This window comes from Stenotrophomonas sp. 21LCFQ19, from assembly GCF_056861425.1.
This window is the reverse complement of sequence record NZ_JBSPUF010000005.1, coordinates 145,248-163,129: the sequence shown is the minus strand read 5'-3', so window position 1 is coordinate 163,129 and position 17,882 is coordinate 145,248. Positions and strand designations below refer to the sequence as shown.

The following is a 17,882-nucleotide window of genomic DNA, read 5'->3' as shown; positions in this document are numbered from 1 at the left end:
GCCCCTGTAGTGCCGAGCCATGCTCGGCATGGGCTTCACCGGTAGTGCCCCTGCCGAGCATGGCTCGGCACTACAGGCTGGCAGGTTTTTGTGGGAGCGGCGTAAGCCGCGAAGCCGATGACCTGTCCGATGCATCGCTGGCAAGCTCCCTGCCGAGCATGGCTCGGCACCACAGGGGCTCAACGAACGATTGCACCAACAGCCCTGTTTTCGGCATGCTCAGGCCATGATATCTCCTTCACGCTCGATCCACGTCGTGGCCGCCGTCATCACCGACGCGCGCGGTCGCATCCTGCTCAACCGGCGCACCGGCGACAGCGACATGGCCGGGCTGTGGGAGTTTCCCGGCGGCAAGCGCGAGCCCGGCGAGACCTCGGAGCAGGCGCTGGTGCGGGAGCTGCGCGAGGAATTGGGCATCGAGGCCGAGATCGGCGACTGGGTGATGGATGTGCCGCAGATCTATCCAGACAAGCGCCTGCGCCTGGAAGTACGCCGCGTGTGCCAGTGGAAAGGCACGGCGCGTGGCCGCGAAGGCCAGGCCATCACCTGGGTGACCCCGGACAAGCTGTCGCGCTACTCCATGCCGCCAGCCGACCTGCCGGTGGTGGCGGCATTGCGCCAGCCCAGCCATTACCTGGTCACGCCGGAGCCGACTGAGGGCGAGGACGCCTGGCTGGCGTCGATCGAGGCCGCCGTTGCCGGCGGCATCCGCCGCTTGCAACTGCGAACGCCGCTGTCAGCGCAGCGCCAGGCTTTGGCCAGAGCCGTGGTCGAACGCTTCGGCAAGCAGGTCGAGATACTGATCAATCGTGACATCGCCCTGGCCAGCGAGCTGGGTGTGGGTGTGCACCTGGGCAGCGAGCAGCTGGTGCAGTTGCAGGCACGGCCTCTACCGGCGTCAGTGCTGGTGGCCGCGTCCTGCCACGACCTCGCACAACTGCAGGCTGCGCAACGACTGGGCTGTGATTTCGCGGTGCTGGGACCCGTGCAGGCAACGGCCAGCCATCCCGAGGCCGCCGGCCTGGGCTGGGATGCCTTTGTTGAACTGCGTGAGCGGGTCTCGCTGCCGATCTATGCCATTGGCGGCATGGGTGCTGGTGATGTCGATACCGCGCGTCGCCATGGTGCCTTGGGTGTCGCCGCGATTCGCGCGTTGTGGCCGCAGGCCTGAGCCGCTGGCGGCGTCGGCTGGCGCTTACAGGGTGATCCAGAAGCAGTTGTATTGGCGACGCAGGTGCAGGATGGTCCGCGTTGGCGTGGCGCTGCGCGGCAGGGTCTGCTCAAGGCGCAAGGCGATCGGGCGACGTGGGCCGCTGCTGGCATTGCTGATCGGCTGCACATCCGGATAGCCACTGCTGCCGTCCGCCTGGGCAGGATCGACCGGCGTGCCGTCGGTATAGGTGAATGGCTCGGGCGGCGCGGGGACATAGGCCGGCGCCTCCGGAAACACCGGCGCGATGTCGATCAGCGGCCGTTGCACGATCTCATCCAGCCTGTCCATGACCCGGGTCGCGGCGGCATTGGAAAGCCCGGTCCACAGATAGATGCCCGACAGACGATTGGGATCGCGCGCATCGGCAGCCGATTGGATCTGCGCTACCACTTCGCTGAGACGACGTGCGCAGCTGTCGCGGTACAAGCCGCTGCTGCCAACCGCGCGTGGATTCGGCAGCAGGCGTGCACGCGCGCCCATCACCTCGCAGGGCTTGTCACCATAGACGGTTTGTCCCTGCGCATTGGTGCAGCGGTTGATCTGCTGCGCGCGCGCATTGAATGCCGGCAGGGCGGAGCAGGTGAGCAGCAGGAGCAACAGCAGGCGCATCGGCCAAGGGTAGCGGCTGGCTGTGCACGCAGGAAGTGATGACGGTTCAGTTGTGGCCGATGCGTTCCAGCACGGCATTGGTCGGCTTGGCCAGGTTGAGCGTGTAGAAATGCAGTGACGGTGCGCCGCCGGCGATCAGGCGCTCACACAGCCCGGCAACCACGTCGGCGCCGAAGCTGCGTACCGATTCGGCATCGTCGCCATAGGCCTGCATGCGCTTGCTGATCCAGCGCGGAATCTCCGCGCCGCATTGTTCGGAGAAACGGCGCAGCTGGCTGAAGTTGGAGATCGGCATGACGCCTGGAATGATCGGCACGTCCACGCCCAGCTTGCGTGCGGCATCGACGAAATGGAAATAGGCGTCGGGGTTGTAGAAATACTGGGTGATGGCAGCATCAGCGCCAGCATCGATCTTGGTTTTGAAATGGCGCAGATCCGTCAGTGCGTCGCTGGCTTGCGGGTGGGTTTCCGGATAGGCGCCGACCTCGATGCGGAAGGCATCGCCGTGCTCGGCACGGATGAAGGCGATCAGCTCGGAGGCGTAGCGCAGGTCGCCGGGGAAGCCCATGCCCGAGGGCAGGTCGCCGCGCAGGGCGACGATGCGCTTCACCCCGATGGCGCGGTAGAGCTTGAGCAGCTCGCGGATCTCCTCGCGGGTGCCGCCGACGCAGGACAGGTGCGGTGCCGCCTGCAGGCCGTGGTGCTGGTTGAGGTGACGCACGGTCTCGGAGGTGTAGCTCAAGGTCGAGCCGCCGGCACCGAAGGTACACGACACGTATTCCGGCGCGTGGCCCTTGAGCTTGGCGGCGGTGCGGTCCAACTGGGCGCGCTGGTCGTCGGTCTTGGGTGGGTAGAACTCGAAGCTGAGCGCGGTCATCGGAAGCGGCCGGGTCTGACGGGATGCCGGTGATTATATCTCTCCATCAAGATGGATGTGCAATGGTTTCAGCCGAGACCGCAGCAGGGCGGAGCAATCTCAGTGGGCGTGGTGGGCCGGACGCTGTGGCAGCAGGGTGATACAGGCGACGATGGCCAGTAGCAGAACGACCGTGGCGGTATAGCGGCTCAGGGCCAGGCCGCCGTGATCCAAGGGCTTGTCAAGGAAGTCGCCGACCACCGCGCCCAGCGGCCGGGTCAGGACGAAGGCCGACCAGAAGAGGGCAGTGCGGGAGATGCGGCTGCAGAAGTACAGCACTGCAACCACCGCCAGCAGCCCGCCAAACAAGGCGATGCCGCCGGTATAGCCCAAGCCCTGGGTGTCCGCCGCCCAGTCGCCCAGCGCCGTGCCCAGCGTCTGCGAGAAGGTAATGGTCAGCCAATAGAACAGCTCGCTGCGCGGCGAATTGATCTGGGTGACCGAGATGCTGCCGGTACTGCGATGCCAGGCGAACAGGGTGCCCAACAGCAAGGCCAGCAGCAGCGTGGTGCCGCCGGTATAGCCGATGCCCAGCGAACGATCAACGTAGTCGGCCAGGGTGGTGCCGACCGTGGTGCTGGCGATGATGGCGAACCAATAGACCCAAGGCCGGAAGTTGGGCGAGCGGATCTGTGCGAACACTGCGATGGCGAAGACCGTGGCAAACAGCGCTGTACCGATCAGGTAGCCGAGGTTCATCGACATGGTGACGGCATCCCCACCGACTTCGCCCAAGGTGGTGGCGAGGATCTTGATGATCCAGAAGCCGAGGGTGATGGCAGGGACCTTGCTGAGTGAATTGCTGAGTGAATCGGTAGGCGACATGGCAGTCATTTGCGAGGGAGTGTTGTCACTGTCGGTTGGCTGCTGTCGGAGTTGCGTCGTAGATTTGTGTGCGATGAGGGCGATGTTCACTAGAAACTCGCGCCGCTCCTGCATGTGCCAGCGGGAGGCTTCCTGCCGAGCATGGCTCGGCACTACGCCCCCTCCCTTTGCCGCAGGCAAGGGGAGGGTTGGGGAGGGGTGCTTTTGCTGTCAGCTGTTGCTCTTGGCTTTTGACCTCCGGCACTTCGCTTGAGCGCAGAATTGGAAGCACCAAGCCAGAACCGTTTGAAGGTCGAGCCTCCTGCGAAGAGTACCCCTCCCCAACCCTCCCCTGCGCCTTCGGCGCAAGGGAGGGGCAAGGTATTTGCCGCTTTCGGCATCTCAGTGAACGGAAACGATCCTCCGGCTATGCCGGTTCTGGCAGCAACACCCAACCAGCAAAAACGACGCTCGGCTTAACGTTCGGTTTGCGATGATCCAACACCAGCGCCACTCCGGCGCCGCCTCAACTGGAAAGCCAGCATGACCGCATCCAGCGCCATCCGCCGCGACGTCGGCCCCATTGCCCTGATGCTTACCGGCCTGGGCTCGATCATCGGCTCGGGTTGGCTGTTCGGCGCCTGGCGCGCCGCCGGCCTGGCTGGCCCCGGCGCGATCTGGGCGTGGGTGCTGGGTGCAGCCATCATCCTCACCATCGCCCTTACCTATGCCGAGCTGGGTGCGATGTTCCCCGAATCCGGCGGCATGGTGCGCTACAGCCATTACTCGCATGGTTCGCTGGTTGGCTTCATTGCCGCCTGGGCCAACTGGATCGCCATCGTCTCGGTCATTCCGGTCGAGGCCGAGGCTTCGGTGCAGTACATGGCGTCGTGGCCTTGGCAGTGGGCGCAGGACATGTACGTGCAGCAGCCCGGTGGAATGGGCGAGCTCAGCCATGCCGGCCTGTTGATCGCAGCGATGCTGGTGGTCGTCTATTTCCTGATCAACTTCTGGAGCGTGAAGCTGTTCGCGCACTCCAACAGCGCCATCACCCTGTTCAAGCTGGTCGTGCCGACGCTGACCGGTGTGGCCTTGATTGCCAGTGGCTTCCACTCCGAAAACTTCTCGGTTGGATTGAAAGGGCCGGGCACGCCGATCCTGGATTTCTCCGCCATCCTCACCGCGATTGCCACCGCCGGCATCGTTTTCAGCTTCAACGGGTTCCAGAGCCCGGTGAATCTGGCCGGTGAGGCGCGCAACCCCGGTCGCAGCATTCCGTTCGCGGTGGTCGGCTCGATCCTGCTGGCGGCAGTGATCTATGTACTGCTGCAGGTGGCCTACATCGGCGCGGTGCCGAGCCAGATGCTGGCCGAGCACGGCTGGCATGGCATCGACTTCCGTTCGCCTTTCGCGCAGTTGGCCCTGATCCTCAACCTGCACTGGTTGGCGATGCTGTTGTACGTCGATGCCTTCGTCAGCCCCAGCGGTACCGGCATGACCTATACCGCAACAACTGCGCGCATGATCTACGGCATGCAGCAGAACGGCACCGCACCCAAGGTGCTGGGCAACATCCATCCGCGCTGGGGCGTGCCACGCCCGGCGATGTGGTTGAACCTGGCGGTGTCGTTCCTGTTCCTGTTCTTCTTCCGTGGCTGGGGCACGCTGGCGGCGGTGATCTCGGTGGCCACCGTCATTTCGTACATGACCGGGCCGATCAGCGTGATGTCACTGCGCCGCACCGCGCCCAACCTGCATCGTCCGTTGCGGGTGGTCGCATTGCCGGTATTGGCGGGCGTGGCCTTCGTGATGGCGACTGAGCTGCTGTACTGGGCACGCTGGCCGCTGACCGGCGAAATCATCCTGCTGATGGTCGTCGCCCTGCCTGTGTACATCTATTACCAGCGCAAGATTGGTTGGCATGATTTCGGCCGCCAGCTGAAAGGCGCAATGTGGCTGATCTGCTATCTACCGCTGCTGGCGCTGGTGTCATGGGCAGGCAGCACGGCATTCGGTGGCGCGGGTTACCTTGGCTATGGCTGGGACCTGCTGCTGGTGGCGGTGATTGGCATCGTGTTCTATCTATGGGGCGTCAACTCCGGTTGGCGCACGCCGTCGATGGATGTCGCCGAGAACGAGGCGCAGGCGCAGGCCTGAGATGGATCCGGGACGCCCACTGCATGCAGTGGGCGTTCGTGCGATGGTTCCGGTCTTCGCATTGATCGCCGACAATGTCGCCCTCCTTTGCTGGAAGCGATGATGTCCATCTACCTGACGCTGTTTGCACGTACCCGTTTGTTTCCGCGCACGCCGCGCGCCAATACCATCCAGGACTGCAGCGCCGAGGAATTCGAGCAGCACTTGAACACGCATGCTGCCGACAAGGTGCTCGATGGTTATGCGCCGTTCTGCAAGCTGCATGTCTACAGGAACTGGACCAGCACCCGCTGCCTGACCGTACCGGTCAGCGAACAGAACCGGCACCTGCTGTGTTCCGGCTATGAGGCGCGTAGTCGCGAGGAGCTGCCGGTATTGGTGCGCTGGTTTGAGGGTGTGGAGCCGCCGGTAGCCAATTACCTGGTAGTCATCCTTTACAGCCGCGAACAGCTGGAGAAGGAAGGTTCGCCGATCGAGGCCGACTGGGGCGTCGTCGGTTGCCTGTATACCGCCACGGCTGAAGAAATCCCGATGGCGCCCATCACCATGATGCGCAACGCGCTGGGTGTTGAGGAAGGTGGCTCCGGTGTGCCGATTGATCGTGCCGCCTATGCCCGTGCCGTGGAATTCTGGGGTGCAAATGCAAACTGGCGCTGATCCGCTGCCGATCACTGCCAAGCGAGCCGGTTTTTTTGCAATCAGTGGTTGGTATCTGCTGCTGGCGATGCTGGTGTTTGCGATGGAAGTGTTCATCGCCACGCGCCTGCCGCATGTGTCCTGGGTGCGTGCCTATCTCGGCGATGTGCTGGTGGTGGTGTTGCTCTATTCGATGATCCGCAGCGTACTGCGCATCAACGACTATCTGGTCCTGTTGATGGTGTTCGTGTTCGCCTGTGGCATCGAATTCGCCCAGTATTTCCACGTCGCAGAGCGGCTTGGCTATATGCGTGGCGATGTGATGTACACGATCATCGGTAACACGTTTTCATGGGGCGACATCATCTGCTACGCAGTGGGCTGCGCTATAACAGGCCTCATCGTGCTGCTATTAGGCGTGTATCGCCGCATTCATCGTTGAAGCGAAGTGCGCTGCAGGTCTGCATGACATCGCTGCAGCTGCGTCTTTAACAAGCCTTAACAGCTGTTCGCGTAGAATACGCCGGCTCAGCATCATTCAGCGACTACGCACAGGCACCCTGCCTGTTGATGCTTGGACAGCCGGCACTACGCCTTTACCGGGATGATCCCGGTTTTTTCTGTCCCCGACCGTTCCCGTGGCCTTGCCGCGGGGCATTCCTTCGTGCGCATTACGGCCTGCGCGAACTCATGCAAGCCAAGGCCAAGCACGCAATCAACTCAGTAACGGGAGGACTGGTCCTGTCATGTCTACAGGTGAATCCACTATCCGCAATGAGCCGCTGCAAATCGAAGACATCACCGTCATCGATAAGGCAAAAGTAAAAAAAGCAGTCACCGCCGCCGCGTTGGGTAATGCGATGGAGTGGTTTGACTTTGGTGTGTACGGCTTTGTCGCCTATGCCTTGGGCAAGGTGTTTTTCCCGGAAGCGTCGCCCAGCGTGCAGACCATCGCTGCGCTCGCAACGTTCTCGGTGCCGTTCCTGGTGCGTCCGCTGGGCGGCGTGTTTTTTGGGGTCATGGGGGACAAATTCGGCCGGCAGAAAGTGCTGTCGGCAACCATCATCCTGATGGCGGTCAGTACCTTCTGCATCGGCTTGATTCCATCGTATGAAAGCATCGGCATACTCGCGCCGATCCTATTGCTGCTGTGCAAACTGGCGCAGGGCTTCTCCGTCGGTGGCGAGTACACCGGTGCCGCGGTATTCGTTGCCGAGTTCGCACCGGACCGGCGCCGTGGCTTCCTCAGCAGCTGGCTGGACTTCGGCTCGATCATCGGCTTCGTTTCCGGTGCCGGCGTGGTGGTATTGCTGAGCAGCATCGTTGGTGAAGCACAGTTCCTGGAGTGGGGTTGGCGTATTCCGTTCTTCCTCGCCGCGCCGCTGGGCTTGATTGGCCTGTACCTGCGTCACGCAGCGGAGGAAACGCCGGCCTTCACCGAGCAGCTGGAGCGCATGGAGAAAGAGGACCAGGACGCCGTCGGCAGCGCGCCGCGGATATCCTTCAAGGAAATCGTGACCAAATACTGGCGGTCGTTGCTGGTCTGTGTGGGTATCGTGCTGGTCACCAACGTCACCTACTACATGTTGCTGACGTACATGCCTACCTACCTGTCGCACAACCTGCATTACTCCGAAGACCATGGTGTGCTGATCATCATCGTGGTGATGGTGGGCATGCTGTTCGTGCAGCCGTTTGTTGGCATGGCCAGTGATCGCATCGGCCGCCGGCCGTTCATCGCCGCCGGTAGCCTTGGTTTGCTGGTTGCGGCGATTCCGGCGTTCCACCTGATCACCAGCGGAAACACCGGTTGGATCTTCGTCGGCCTGTTGTTGCTGGCGGTGCTGTTGAACTGCCTGATCGGTGTGATGGCAGCGACCCTGCCGGCGATGTTCCCGACGCGCGTGCGTTACAGCGCACTGGCCAGTGCATTCAATATTTCGGTGATCATCGCCGGCGTGACACCGACGCTTGCTGCATGGTTGGTGGAATCCACTGGCGACTTGATGATGCCGGCGTACTACCTGATGGTGGTGGCGCTGATTGGCCTGGTAACCGCGTACTTCATGCACGAGACCGCCAACAAGCCGATGCGTGGCGATACGCCCAATGCAGGCAGCCGCCGCGAGGCGCGGGAGCTGCTGCAGGAGGCCTACGATCACATCGAAGCCAGCGTTGAAGAGCTTGATGGTGAGATCAATGACCTGCAGACGAAGCTGTCGGAGTTGGAGCGCCGCAAGCAGGGACTGGTCGACCGGCATCCAGACCTGGCCTGAATCAAAGCAACGGCGTGCGCCGGGGAGGATGATTCCCGCCTGGGCGCATGCCGGTAAGCTCCAGGAGTAAGATCTGCAGGGCATGGAATTCCATGCCCTGCATGGTTTCATCTCTGCAGCCAGGGTGATGACGCTGCGGGTTGCTGGATTCCGAACAGGACGGTGCATGGAGCACAATGCCGTGACTTCAATGACAGAACAGCGCCTCCGGCGCCGCATTTGTAGTCTTGCGCTCGCCGCGCTGCTGATATCGACGCAGACGGCGGATGCCGTTGCGCAGGTTGGACAGGCTACAGCTCCGGTGCAGACCAACTGTATAGGCCGGTTCCTGATCGACGCGCCGTTGGTGCCTGCAATGCAACCCGCTTACATCCATGCGGGTAAGCGGATTACCACAAGGCAGTTGGCATCCCGCGCCGATTTCCAGCAGGCGCTGGCTACACGCGAGGCAGCGCTGCGGGACGGGCGGCACCGCGCGGGTGATGCCATGTGGGTAGGTAGTACTTATCTGGACGCGGATGCGGTGGTGCAGACTTCCTGGCTCAGCGACAGCAGTCGGGCGGGGCAGTTGCAGGAGCTTTATGTTTTTGATCCCCTCCATCATGTGATGTTCCTGATCAGTGCGCAGACGGATGCGACAAGGCGTCCTGCTGCGATCGAGAACCTTCGTGCGCTGCGTCCCCGCATCCACTACCGGGATCCGGCCGCATTGCCAGCCGGGCCTGGATTCTGCGTCGATTCGGGGTTCATCGATGGTGCACGCATTAACACCGAGGAGCTGACTGTCGCGCTGCAGGTTCCCGGCCGCGCGGAGGCGCGGTTGAGCGTGATGTCACGCGTGGTGGGCAGGGCGGATGTTGGGCTGTTGCAACGTGCAGCTGCGCTGCCATCAGACACGCGGCCACTGCGTGTCGGCCGGCGCAACGTGAACGGCCTGGAGGGCGAAGAACTGCTGGTCCGCAGCGGGGATCGCGATGGCGGCGGATACCGTTTCCTGTGGGAATTTCAAGGTGAGGCGGAGTCTTTGCAACGCCCCTTCCTTGCGCTGCAGTTGAGCACGGAAGCGGCGCAGGCGTTCGCCACCGATGAAGAGGCCTTGCAGGTATGGGATCAGCTGCTGGGCAGCCTGCGTCTGCGCCAGGGGGCGAACTAGGCGGGGCTGCGACGTGGCGTCGCCGGATCAGCGGAACTGCAATGCAGGCGGGTGGCATTGAGCTGTGGGAAGCGGCCGATGATGGCGACGGCATCCTTCCAATGATGCTCCAGCGCGGTATCGGTGATGGCCAGGAAACAGGGCGGCGCGCTGCTGAAGCGGAATGCGATACCACGTTCGGGCTCGAACTGGCGGGTGATGGTGGTCGGCGTGCGGCCGTTGCGCAGGTGCCAGACCAGTTCTTCGATCACGGTATTCCAGGCCTCTACTTCAAGATCATCAATCCACTGCATGCGGGTGATTCCTGATCAGATGCTGCGCGTTGTCACACGGAACTTCCTCGGGCCCGTACCAGCGTGTTGCGCTACAGCTCCTGGCCAAACATCAGGCGGTGGCCGTCGATGGTGCGGACGCCGAATTCACGCATGCCCCAGGGCTTGTCGGCAAGTACCTGGGTGAAGTCGGCCCCGGCTGCCCGGTACTCCCCGAACAGTGCCGCGGCATCGGAGACTGTCACATAGCCGTACCATGAGTGGTCCCCCAGCGCCTGCGCTGGAACGGCATCGCTGCATTCGCCCAGCATCACCCGGAAGCTGCCGCGCGACATGAAGCTCCAGCCGGATGCGGCGAAGTCCATCTGCAGGCCGAGCACGGAAGCGTAGTAGTCGGTGGATTTGGCCAAATCCTGCACGGCGAGGGTGAAGCGCACATCGGTGAAGTCGCTCATCTCATTTCCTGCGGCGTGAGGGCCGTCCTCGTGCATTGATGCCGGTTGCGGGTCTGGCCCGAGGGCTTTGGCGTCCGATTCTGGCGGGCGGCGCTGCCATCGTGGGTGCAGCATGCAGTTCCTTGGTTGAGTGGAGCTTACATGATGCAGCTGCAGGGTAAGGTCGTGATCATCACCGGCGCCAGTTCCGGCATTGGCCGTGCTGCGGCATTGCTGTTCGCCGCCGAAGGCGCGGCGCTTGTGCTGGGTGCGCGCCGTGCCGCCGAGTTGGATCGGCTGGTGGAGGAGATTGGAAACAACGGTGGCAGTGCGGTGTGCCTTGCAGGCGATGTCTGCGAAGAAGGCTATGCAAAGGCCTTGGTCGCGTTGGCGTTGGACCAGTACGGTCAGCTGGACGTGGCCTTCAACAATCCCGGTACGATGGGGCCGTTGGGACCGACAGCGGAGCTGGCGCTGGCCGATTGGCAGCGCACGCTGGACACCAACCTCACCGCGATGTTCCTGGCTGCCAAGCATCAGGTGCCGGCGATGCTGCGCGGCGGTGCTGGCAGCCTGATATTCACTTCAACTTTTGTCGGGCATACGGTGGGTTTCGCCGGTGCTGCGGCTTATGCGGCCAGCAAGTCCGGCATCATCGGCCTGACCCAGGCATTGGCGTCGGAGTTCGGACCGCAGGGTCTACGGGTCAATGCCTTGTTGCCTGGCGGCACCGATACCCCGATGGCGCATGAAATGAATGGCTCGCCCGAAGCGATGGCGCAGGTGGCACAGTTGCATGCATTGAAGCGTATTGCTGATCCGCGCAAATTGGCGGCGGCGGCGATGTTCCTTGCCTCGGACCAGTCGTCATTCATGACTGGCGCGGCGATGTTGGTGGATGGTGGGGTTTCCATCCATCGCGGCTGATGCGGGGGCGCATGCGAAACGGGCGCCGAGAGGCGCCTGTTCGCTCTGCTTGGCCGGAGTGCATGGAGCTGCTGAAACTCCCGTACTCCCAGAACAGGAGTCGGCGAGCAAGCTGCCTGGCTTGTCGATCAATGGATCGGGATATGCAGTTCCATCTGCGATTCCGGATCGAACGGATCGTCAAAGCGTGCGTCGTAGCATTCCAGGTCAACGCCGTCTTTTGCTTGTAGGCCGTGATCGGCCAGCAGGTGATCGTAGATTTCCTGGAACGTTGCGCTGATCTGCGGCGCAGTGCCAGTGTGGGTATAAACGGCATAGCGTTGTGCGGGAACCTGGAAGCGGACCATGCCTTCTGGGATGACCGCTTCCTCACTCACCTCGAAACCGGTGATGTAGCGCAGCGTGCGGTCGGCCTGGGGTATGCAAACACCGTAGCTGACGACCGGATCGATCTTGCCTGTAACTTCATCTTCGCGCGGGATGAAGCGTTGCCAGAGTTCGGCGTAGCCATCCTCGCCGTCGCGGAAGATCGCTTCCATGCCGATGACGGTGAAGGCTGGACGCTCGATGAGGGTGGGTTGCATGGCGGGATTCTTGTCAGGGAGAAGCATGCGCGTATCGCATGCTGGGGCCTGTCAGCTTCCGTTCTGTGCCCGCTGGTAAGCGACCAGTGCGTTGGCATGACCGTGGCTGATGTTGTGCTGTTCCTTGAGGAAGGCCACCTGCTCCATGTGTTTCTTGTCCTTGACCGTGTCCAGCAGCTGCAGCCAGTGCTTTACCGGCTTGCCGTACGTCTTCTCGATGGACGGGAAATACGATGCCGGGCCTTGGACTTTTTCGCTGCTGGTCATCTGCGTATCCGGGAAGGAGGGAGGCCGGGCAATGATGCGGCAAAGGTCGCTTGTTGGCGACTCAGCGGCTGCCCGCCTGCAGGATCTCGGTGATGCGTGCCTTGGCTGCATGAATGAATGCGGCCAGTGGCGCGGCAGGCCAACGGAGGGTACTGCCGGTCGGCGCGAGATACGCCTGCCACGCCTGCCTGACAACGGCGTGATGCTGCTCTGGAAGATGCTGCAGCAGCCACTTCGCGGCGACATCCTTCGGCGCGATGTTTCCGGTCTGGGCGCTGTACCAGAGGCGCGCCAATGTGAGAACGATGTTGGCTTCCTCGCCATGCCAGTCGTCTGCGGTGTTCCATAGCGCCAGGGTGTCAGTCAACGCCTGCTTGAAGTCCTGTCCTGGCACTGGCGGCAGCAGTTCGGCGAGGGCGGGGCCATGCAGGGCGATGCTGTGCTGACGGGCCGTGGTCAGGAGGATGGCGAGATCGGGATCCTGCATGGGCGGTTCCAGGATGCCGGCAAGGATGTCCTGCCGCAGCCATTCGCCGAACTGCAGCTCGCGCCGCGCTGGATGGTGCCAAGGCGTCACTTCGGCTTGTGCGATCACCGTCGCTTCCAGCGCACGCAGTGTTGGATGCTGGCCAGGCGGCGCCGAGGTCGCCAGCAGGTCGCGTTGCAGATATCGCAAGGTGGCGGTGTCGGGATGCTGGGCCACGATCACCAGCAGGTCGATGTCGCTGAGTGGCTTCAAACCACCGTCGAGTGCGGACCCGTGGAGGTAAATGGCGATGAGGTTGGCTGCCAGTTGCTGCTGGATCACCTCGCAGGCGAGGGTGAGCTGTGTGGTGATGGCATCGGGGACAGGTGCAGTCATGGCGGCGGCAGGCAATCGTGTCGGGCCGATTGTGCCGCAAACAGAACGGACGCCTTGCGGCGCCCGTTCCTTGCAAAGCAAGCCCTCACTCCATCCCTTCCAGCGTGCGCGGGAAGACTGTAGTGCCGAGCCATGCTCGGCAGGGGCTTTACCGGCCAAAGCTGCCCTCACCCCAACCCCTCTCCCGCGGGCGGGAGAGGGGCTCAAACTGTAGTGCCGAGCCATGCTCGGCAGGGGCTTTACCGGCTGAAGCTGCCCTCACCCCAACCCCTCTCCCGTGAACGGGAGAGGGGCTCAAGCAAGGCAAATCAAATCAGTAGCGGTAGTGGTCCGGCTTGAACGGGCCGTCGACCGGCACGCCGATGTAGTCGGCCTGGTCCTGGCTCAGGGTGGTCAGCTTCACGCCGATCTTCTCAAGGTGCAGACGCGCAACTTCTTCGTCCAGCTTCTTCGGCAGCAGGTACACCTTGTTCTCGTAGCTGTCCTTGTTCGCCCACAGGTCGATCTGTGCGAGCGTCTGGTTGGCAAACGAGTTGGACATCACGAAGCTCGGGTGGCCGGTGGCGCAGCCCAGGTTGACCAGGCGGCCTTCGGCCAGCAGGAAGATCGCGTTGCCGTTCGGGAAGATGTACTTGTCCACCTGCGGCTTGATGTTGACGTGCTGCACGCCCTTGTAGCCCACCAGCGCATCGACCTGGATTTCATTGTCGAAGTGACCAATGTTGCAGACGATGGCCTGGTCCTTCATCGCGCTCAGGTGCTCGATGCGGATGATGTCCTTGTTGCCGGTGGTGGTGACGTACAGGTCAGCACGGCCCAGGGTGGATTCGATGGTGTTGACCTCGAAGCCTTCCATTGCGGCCTGCAGGGCGCAGATCGGGTCGATCTCGGTGACCACCACGCGTGCGCCGTAGGCACGCAGCGAAGCCGCGCAGCCCTTGCCGACGTCGCCGTAGCCGCAGACCACGGCAACCTTGCCGGCCAGCATCACGTCCATCGCGCGCTTCAGGCCATCGGCCAGCGACTCGCGGCAGCCGTACAGGTTGTCGAACTTGCTCTTGGTTACCGAGTCGTTGACGTTGATCGCCGGGATCAGCAGGGTGCCGGCCTGGGCCAGCTGGTACAGGCGGTGCACGCCGGTGGTGGTCTCTTCGGAGACGCCCTTCCAATCCTTGACCACGCGGCCCCAGTAACCCGGGCGCTCGGTGGCGACGCGCTTGAGCAGGTTCTTGATGACCTGTTCTTCGTGCGAGGAAGCCGGCTCGTTGACCCAGTTGCTGCCGTTCTCGAGCTCATAGCCCTTGTGGATCAGCAGGGTGACGTCGCCGCCGTCGTCGACCACCAGCTCCGGACCGGTCAGGGTGCCGTCGGCCAGGGTGAAGGTCAGCGCGTCCAGGGTGCAGTCCCAGTACTCTTCCAGCGACTCGCCCTTCCAGGCGAACACGGGGGTGCCGGTGGCGGCAATCGCGGCGGCAGCGTGGTCCTGGGTCGAGAAGATGTTGCACGAGGCCCAACGCACTTCGGCGCCGATGTCCTTCAGGGTCTCGATCAGCACGGCGGTCTGGATGGTCATGTGCAGCGAGCCGGTCACGCGCACGCCCTTCAGCGGCAGCTCGGCCTGGTACTTGCGACGGATCGACATCAGGCCCGGCATTTCGTGCTCGGCGATGTCCAGTTCCTTGCGGCCCCAATCGGACAGCGAGATATCGCGGATCTTGTAATCACCTTCCTGCGAGAAGGTAGCGGCAACAGCGTTCATTTAGAGCTCCGGTGTGGTGCGAGCAGGCTCGCGTTCGCCGGGCGCCGTTGTTGCGTGAAAGCCGTCCGAGCCTGGCCGTTGGTGAAATCCATGCAAGAGCATGGGCGGTGGTGGACAGGTCCACCCAACGGTCGCAGCGCCCCTCGGAACGGGCTGCCCAGTATATCGCGGCCAGCTGTCAGCGCTGCGGGCCCAACCAACGGCAGGGGCCACGGGCGAGGGGGATTGTTAAGTTGGGGGATTGTTTCCGTCCAATAGGAATGCGCCATGAATCTGTCTCCCCACCGCCGCCGCCGTGCCTCAGCCGCACTGGTGTTGTGCGCCGGCCTGCTGCTGGCAGTACCACCGGTCATGGCGCTGACCCCGCCTGCGGCGCAGAAGGGCGCCCAGCAGGGCGAAGGCTACCGGCTGCCGTCGGTCGCGCTGCAGGCGGTGGTGGATGCCCCGCGCGCGCCCAGCCTGTACCTGTCGCCCAAAGGGGACCTGACCGCGCTGCTGCAGATCCCGGCGCTGCCGTCGATTGCGCAGGTTGCCGCCCCGGAGCTGAAGCTGGCCGGCCTGCGGATCCACCCCAAAACCGTCTCCGACAGCCGTTTCTCGTTCGGCAGCAAGCTGTGGCTGGCGTCCAACATCGATGGCAAGGAGCGCCAGATCACCGGCCTGCCGCAGCCGCTGTCGGTGGCCGCATTGACGTGGTCACCGGACCAGAAGTACCTGGCCTTCAACCAGCTGGACCCGGCGACCGGGGCCAATGAACTGTGGTTGGTGGACGTGCAGGCTGGCAGTGCGCGCCGTGTTGCCGAGCGCCTGAACAGCATTGTCGGTACCGGCTACGCATGGTTGCCGGGCAGCGACGCGCTGCTGGTCATGCAGCGTCCGGCTGGCCAGGGGGCACCGCCGCAGGCCGATGGCGTGCCGACCGGCCCGGCCGTGCAGCAGACCGAGGTCGGCCAGGGCGTGCGCTCGGTGCGGACCTACCAGGACATGTTGAAGAACGAAGACGACGCGCGCCTGTTCGAGTATTACCTGCAGGCACAGCCGGTGCGGGTGTCGATCAACGGCGACAGTACCCCGGTTGGTACGGCCGGCATCTATCTGGGACTGTCAGCCTCGCCCGATGGCAAGTACCTGTTGAGCCAGCGCGTGCAGCGGCCGTTCTCCTATGCGGTGCCGGTCAGCCGTTTCCCGCGCAACATTGAAGTACTGGATGCCAAGGGCAAGCTGGTGCACACCGTGGCGCGTCTGCCGCTGGTGGATGGCCTGCCGACCGGCAACGATGCGGTGCCCACCGGCGTGCGTTCGATCAGCTGGCGCGCGGATGCGCCGGCTTCGCTGGTGTGGGCTGAGGCACAGGATGGCGGTGACCCGTCGCGTGAGGCCAAGGTACGCGATGCGGTGCTGCTGCAGGCCGCGCCGTTCGACAAGCCGCCGGTGACGCTGGCGCAGCTGGGCTCGCGCTACGCAGGGGTTACCTGGGCCAATGGTGACTTGGCGCTGCTGGATGAGTACTGGTGGAAGAGCCGTCAGGTGAAGCAGTGGAAGATCGCCCCGGACCATCTGGATCAGGCAGCAACATTGTTGGTACAGCGTTCGGAAGATGACCGCTATGGCGATCCGGGTGAGCCGGTGCTGAGCACCGACGCAGCTGGCCGTTCACGGCTGCAGTTGAGCGCCGATGGCAACAGTTTCTACCGTATCGGCGAGGGCGCGTCGGCCGAAGGTGATCGTCCGTTCCTGGACCGCGTGGAGCTTTCCAGCGGCAAGAGTGAGCGCGTGTTCCAGTCGCAGGCGCCGTACTACGAAATGCCCTTGAGCATCAGCGAAGGCCAGGGTGGCCGCATCCTCACCTACCGTGAATCCAATGACGTACCGGCCAATCTGGTTGCCCGCGGCCTGGCACAGGACGCGCAGCCGGTCGAGCTGACCCACTTCGCCCATCCGCTGCCGCAGCTGCGTGGAGTGAAGAAGGAACAGATCCGTTACAAGCGGGCTGATGGTGTCGAACTCACCGCTGACCTGCTGCTGCCGCCGGGCTACGACGCCAAGAAGGACGGCCCGCGCCCGGTGCTGATGTGGGCTTACCCGGCAGAATTCAAATCCGCAGCCGATGCCAGCCAGGTCAGCGGTTCCAAGTATCGCTTCAACGCCATCAGCTATTGGGGTCCGCAGGCCTTCCTGGCCAAGGGCTATGTGGTGCTGAACAACCCGACCATGCCGATCGTTGGTGAAGGCGACACCGAGCCGAACGACACCTATGTACAGCAGCTGGTTGCCAGCGCGCAGGCCGCGGTCGATGAAGTGGTGAAGCGTGGTGTTGGTGACCGTGAGCGCATTGCGGTGGGTGGCCATTCCTACGGCGCCTTCATGACTGCCAACCTGCTGGCGCATACGCGTCTGTTCAAGGCTGGCATTGCGCGCTCGGGTGCGTACAACCGCACGCTGACACCGTTCGGTTTCCAGGCCGAAGAGCGCAACTACTGGCAGGCGCAGGAGGTGTACCAGAAGATGTCGCCGTTCAATTACGCCGACAAGATCAAGGACCCGATCCTGTTCATCCACGGCGTTGACGACAACAACTCCGGCACCTTCCCGATCCAGAGCGAGCGCATGTTCGCCGCGGTGAAGGGCTTGGGCGGCACCTCACGTCTGGTGATGCTGCCGAACGAGTCGCATGGTTACCGCGCACGCGAATCGATCATGACCATGCTGGCTGAAAGTGAAGACTGGCTGGACCGTTGGCTGGGTGCAGAAGCCGGCAAGAAGCGCTGATGAACCGCCCCCTCCCTTTTGCACGTAGTGCGAAGGGGAGGGCAGGCTTTGGCCCTCCTGTAGTGCCGAGCCATGCTCGGCAGGGGCTTCACCGGCAAAGTCCAAAGCCCCCTCATCCCAACCCTTCTCCCGCTTGCGGGAGAAGGGCTTTGAGCAAGAGCGAAACAACGTAGTGCCGAGCCATGCTCGGCAGGGGCTCTGCCGGTATTGCCCCATGCCGAGCATGGCTCGGCACTACAGGTGA

At 63.2% G+C, this 17,882-nt stretch carries 17 protein-coding genes and 1 riboswitch; of the genes, 8 read left to right on the top strand and 9 right to left on the bottom strand.

Translation table 11 applies throughout. The features are described 5' to 3' along the window. Window positions 1-226: 226 nt before the first annotated feature. Complete coding sequence (locus tag AC13FW_RS07760) at window positions 227-1,171, top strand: Nudix family hydrolase (protein ID WP_482988724.1); 945 nt, start codon at window positions 227-229, stop codon at window positions 1,169-1,171. Window positions 1,172-1,195: 24 nt separating this feature from the next. On the opposite strand, the gene AC13FW_RS07755 is transcribed toward AC13FW_RS07760, so the two are convergent. From AC13FW_RS07755 to AC13FW_RS07745, 3 genes are all read right to left on the bottom strand, one after another. Continuing rightward, window positions 1,196-1,822, bottom strand: a complete 627-nt coding sequence (locus tag AC13FW_RS07755) for a DUF4124 domain-containing protein (RefSeq protein ID WP_482988723.1) — start codon at window positions 1,820-1,822, stop codon at window positions 1,196-1,198. Between the two features lie 46 nt (window positions 1,823-1,868). Next, window positions 1,869-2,699 (bottom strand): methylenetetrahydrofolate reductase [NAD(P)H], encoded by an 831-nt coding sequence (gene metF, locus AC13FW_RS07750; protein WP_482987264.1) that lies wholly within the window; start codon window positions 2,697-2,699, stop codon window positions 1,869-1,871. Between the two features lie 99 nt (window positions 2,700-2,798). Continuing rightward, window positions 2,799-3,563 (bottom strand): COG4705 family protein, encoded by a 765-nt coding sequence (locus AC13FW_RS07745; RefSeq protein WP_482988722.1) that lies wholly within the window; start codon window positions 3,561-3,563, stop codon window positions 2,799-2,801. Between the two features lie 522 nt (window positions 3,564-4,085). Here AC13FW_RS07745 and AC13FW_RS07740 point away from each other — a divergent pair. The 5 genes from AC13FW_RS07740 to AC13FW_RS07720 all read left to right on the top strand — a co-directional run bounded on the left by AC13FW_RS07740 (window position 4,086) and on the right by AC13FW_RS07720 (window position 9,764). Further along, window positions 4,086-5,699 carry an APC family permease gene (locus AC13FW_RS07740; protein ID WP_482988721.1) on the top strand — a complete coding sequence of 538 codons (1,614 nt, stop codon included), beginning with the start codon at window positions 4,086-4,088 and terminating at the stop codon, window positions 5,697-5,699. A gap of 102 nt (window positions 5,700-5,801) precedes the next feature. Further along, entirely contained in the window at window positions 5,802-6,356 is a 555-nt protein-coding gene (locus AC13FW_RS07735; RefSeq protein ID WP_482988720.1) for a DUF3228 family protein, read from the top strand. Further along, window positions 6,340-6,777 carry a ribosomal maturation YjgA family protein gene (locus tag AC13FW_RS07730; RefSeq protein ID WP_482988771.1) on the top strand — a complete coding sequence of 146 codons (438 nt, stop codon included), beginning with the start codon at window positions 6,340-6,342 and terminating at the stop codon, window positions 6,775-6,777. Before AC13FW_RS07735 ends, AC13FW_RS07730 begins: the two co-directional genes overlap by 17 nt. 304 nt (window positions 6,778-7,081) lie before the next feature. Then, window positions 7,082-8,611 carry a glycine betaine/L-proline transporter ProP gene (gene proP, locus AC13FW_RS07725; RefSeq protein WP_482988719.1) on the top strand — a complete coding sequence of 510 codons (1,530 nt, stop codon included), beginning with the start codon at window positions 7,082-7,084 and terminating at the stop codon, window positions 8,609-8,611. An 82-nt stretch (window positions 8,612-8,693) separates the two neighbouring features. Continuing rightward, window positions 8,694-9,764 carry a T6SS immunity protein Tli4 family protein gene (locus tag AC13FW_RS07720; RefSeq protein ID WP_482988718.1) on the top strand — a complete coding sequence of 357 codons (1,071 nt, stop codon included), beginning with the start codon at window positions 8,694-8,696 and terminating at the stop codon, window positions 9,762-9,764. Here AC13FW_RS07720 and AC13FW_RS07715 read toward each other — a convergent pair. After that, the gene (locus tag AC13FW_RS07715; RefSeq protein WP_296247222.1) at window positions 9,761-10,057 is read right to left on the bottom strand and encodes a hypothetical protein; all 297 of its coding nucleotides are present in this window, start codon (window positions 10,055-10,057) and stop codon (window positions 9,761-9,763) included. The genes AC13FW_RS07720 and AC13FW_RS07715 overlap by 4 nt on opposite strands. A gap of 71 nt (window positions 10,058-10,128) precedes the next feature. Then, entirely contained in the window at window positions 10,129-10,491 is a 363-nt protein-coding gene (locus tag AC13FW_RS07710) for a VOC family protein (RefSeq protein WP_482988717.1), read from the bottom strand. Between the two features lie 144 nt (window positions 10,492-10,635). On the opposite strand from AC13FW_RS07710, the gene AC13FW_RS07705 reads away from it, so the two are divergent. Beyond that, complete coding sequence (locus AC13FW_RS07705; RefSeq protein ID WP_482988770.1) at window positions 10,636-11,397, top strand: SDR family oxidoreductase; 762 nt, start codon at window positions 10,636-10,638, stop codon at window positions 11,395-11,397. Window positions 11,398-11,525: 128 nt separating this feature from the next. On the opposite strand, the gene AC13FW_RS07700 is transcribed toward AC13FW_RS07705, so the two are convergent. The 4 genes from AC13FW_RS07700 to ahcY all read right to left on the bottom strand — a co-directional run bounded on the left by AC13FW_RS07700 (window position 11,526) and on the right by ahcY (window position 14,869). Then, on the bottom strand, window positions 11,526-11,981 hold the full coding sequence (locus AC13FW_RS07700; RefSeq protein ID WP_482988716.1) for a GyrI-like domain-containing protein: 456 nt from the start codon (window positions 11,979-11,981) through the stop codon (window positions 11,526-11,528). 51 nt (window positions 11,982-12,032) lie between these two features. After that, window positions 12,033-12,248: a DUF4287 domain-containing protein gene (locus AC13FW_RS07695; protein ID WP_482988715.1), complete on the bottom strand. Its 216-nt coding sequence runs from the start codon at window positions 12,246-12,248 to the stop codon at window positions 12,033-12,035. A gap of 61 nt (window positions 12,249-12,309) precedes the next feature. Further along, window positions 12,310-13,110, bottom strand: a complete 801-nt coding sequence (locus AC13FW_RS07690) for an aminoglycoside adenylyltransferase family protein (protein ID WP_482988769.1) — start codon at window positions 13,108-13,110, stop codon at window positions 12,310-12,312. A 313-nt stretch (window positions 13,111-13,423) separates the two neighbouring features. After that, window positions 13,424-14,869, bottom strand: coding sequence for an adenosylhomocysteinase (gene ahcY / locus AC13FW_RS07685; RefSeq protein ID WP_481555326.1), 1,446 nt, complete (start codon window positions 14,867-14,869; stop codon window positions 13,424-13,426). 32 nt (window positions 14,870-14,901) lie between these two features. Then, window positions 14,902-15,020, bottom strand: a riboswitch (S-adenosyl-L-homocysteine riboswitch). Between the two features lie 116 nt (window positions 15,021-15,136). Here ahcY and AC13FW_RS07680 point away from each other — a divergent pair. Beyond that, the gene (locus AC13FW_RS07680) at window positions 15,137-17,638 is read left to right on the top strand and encodes an alpha/beta hydrolase family protein (RefSeq protein ID WP_482988714.1); all 2,502 of its coding nucleotides are present in this window, start codon (window positions 15,137-15,139) and stop codon (window positions 17,636-17,638) included. Window positions 17,639-17,882: the final 244 nt, after the last annotated feature.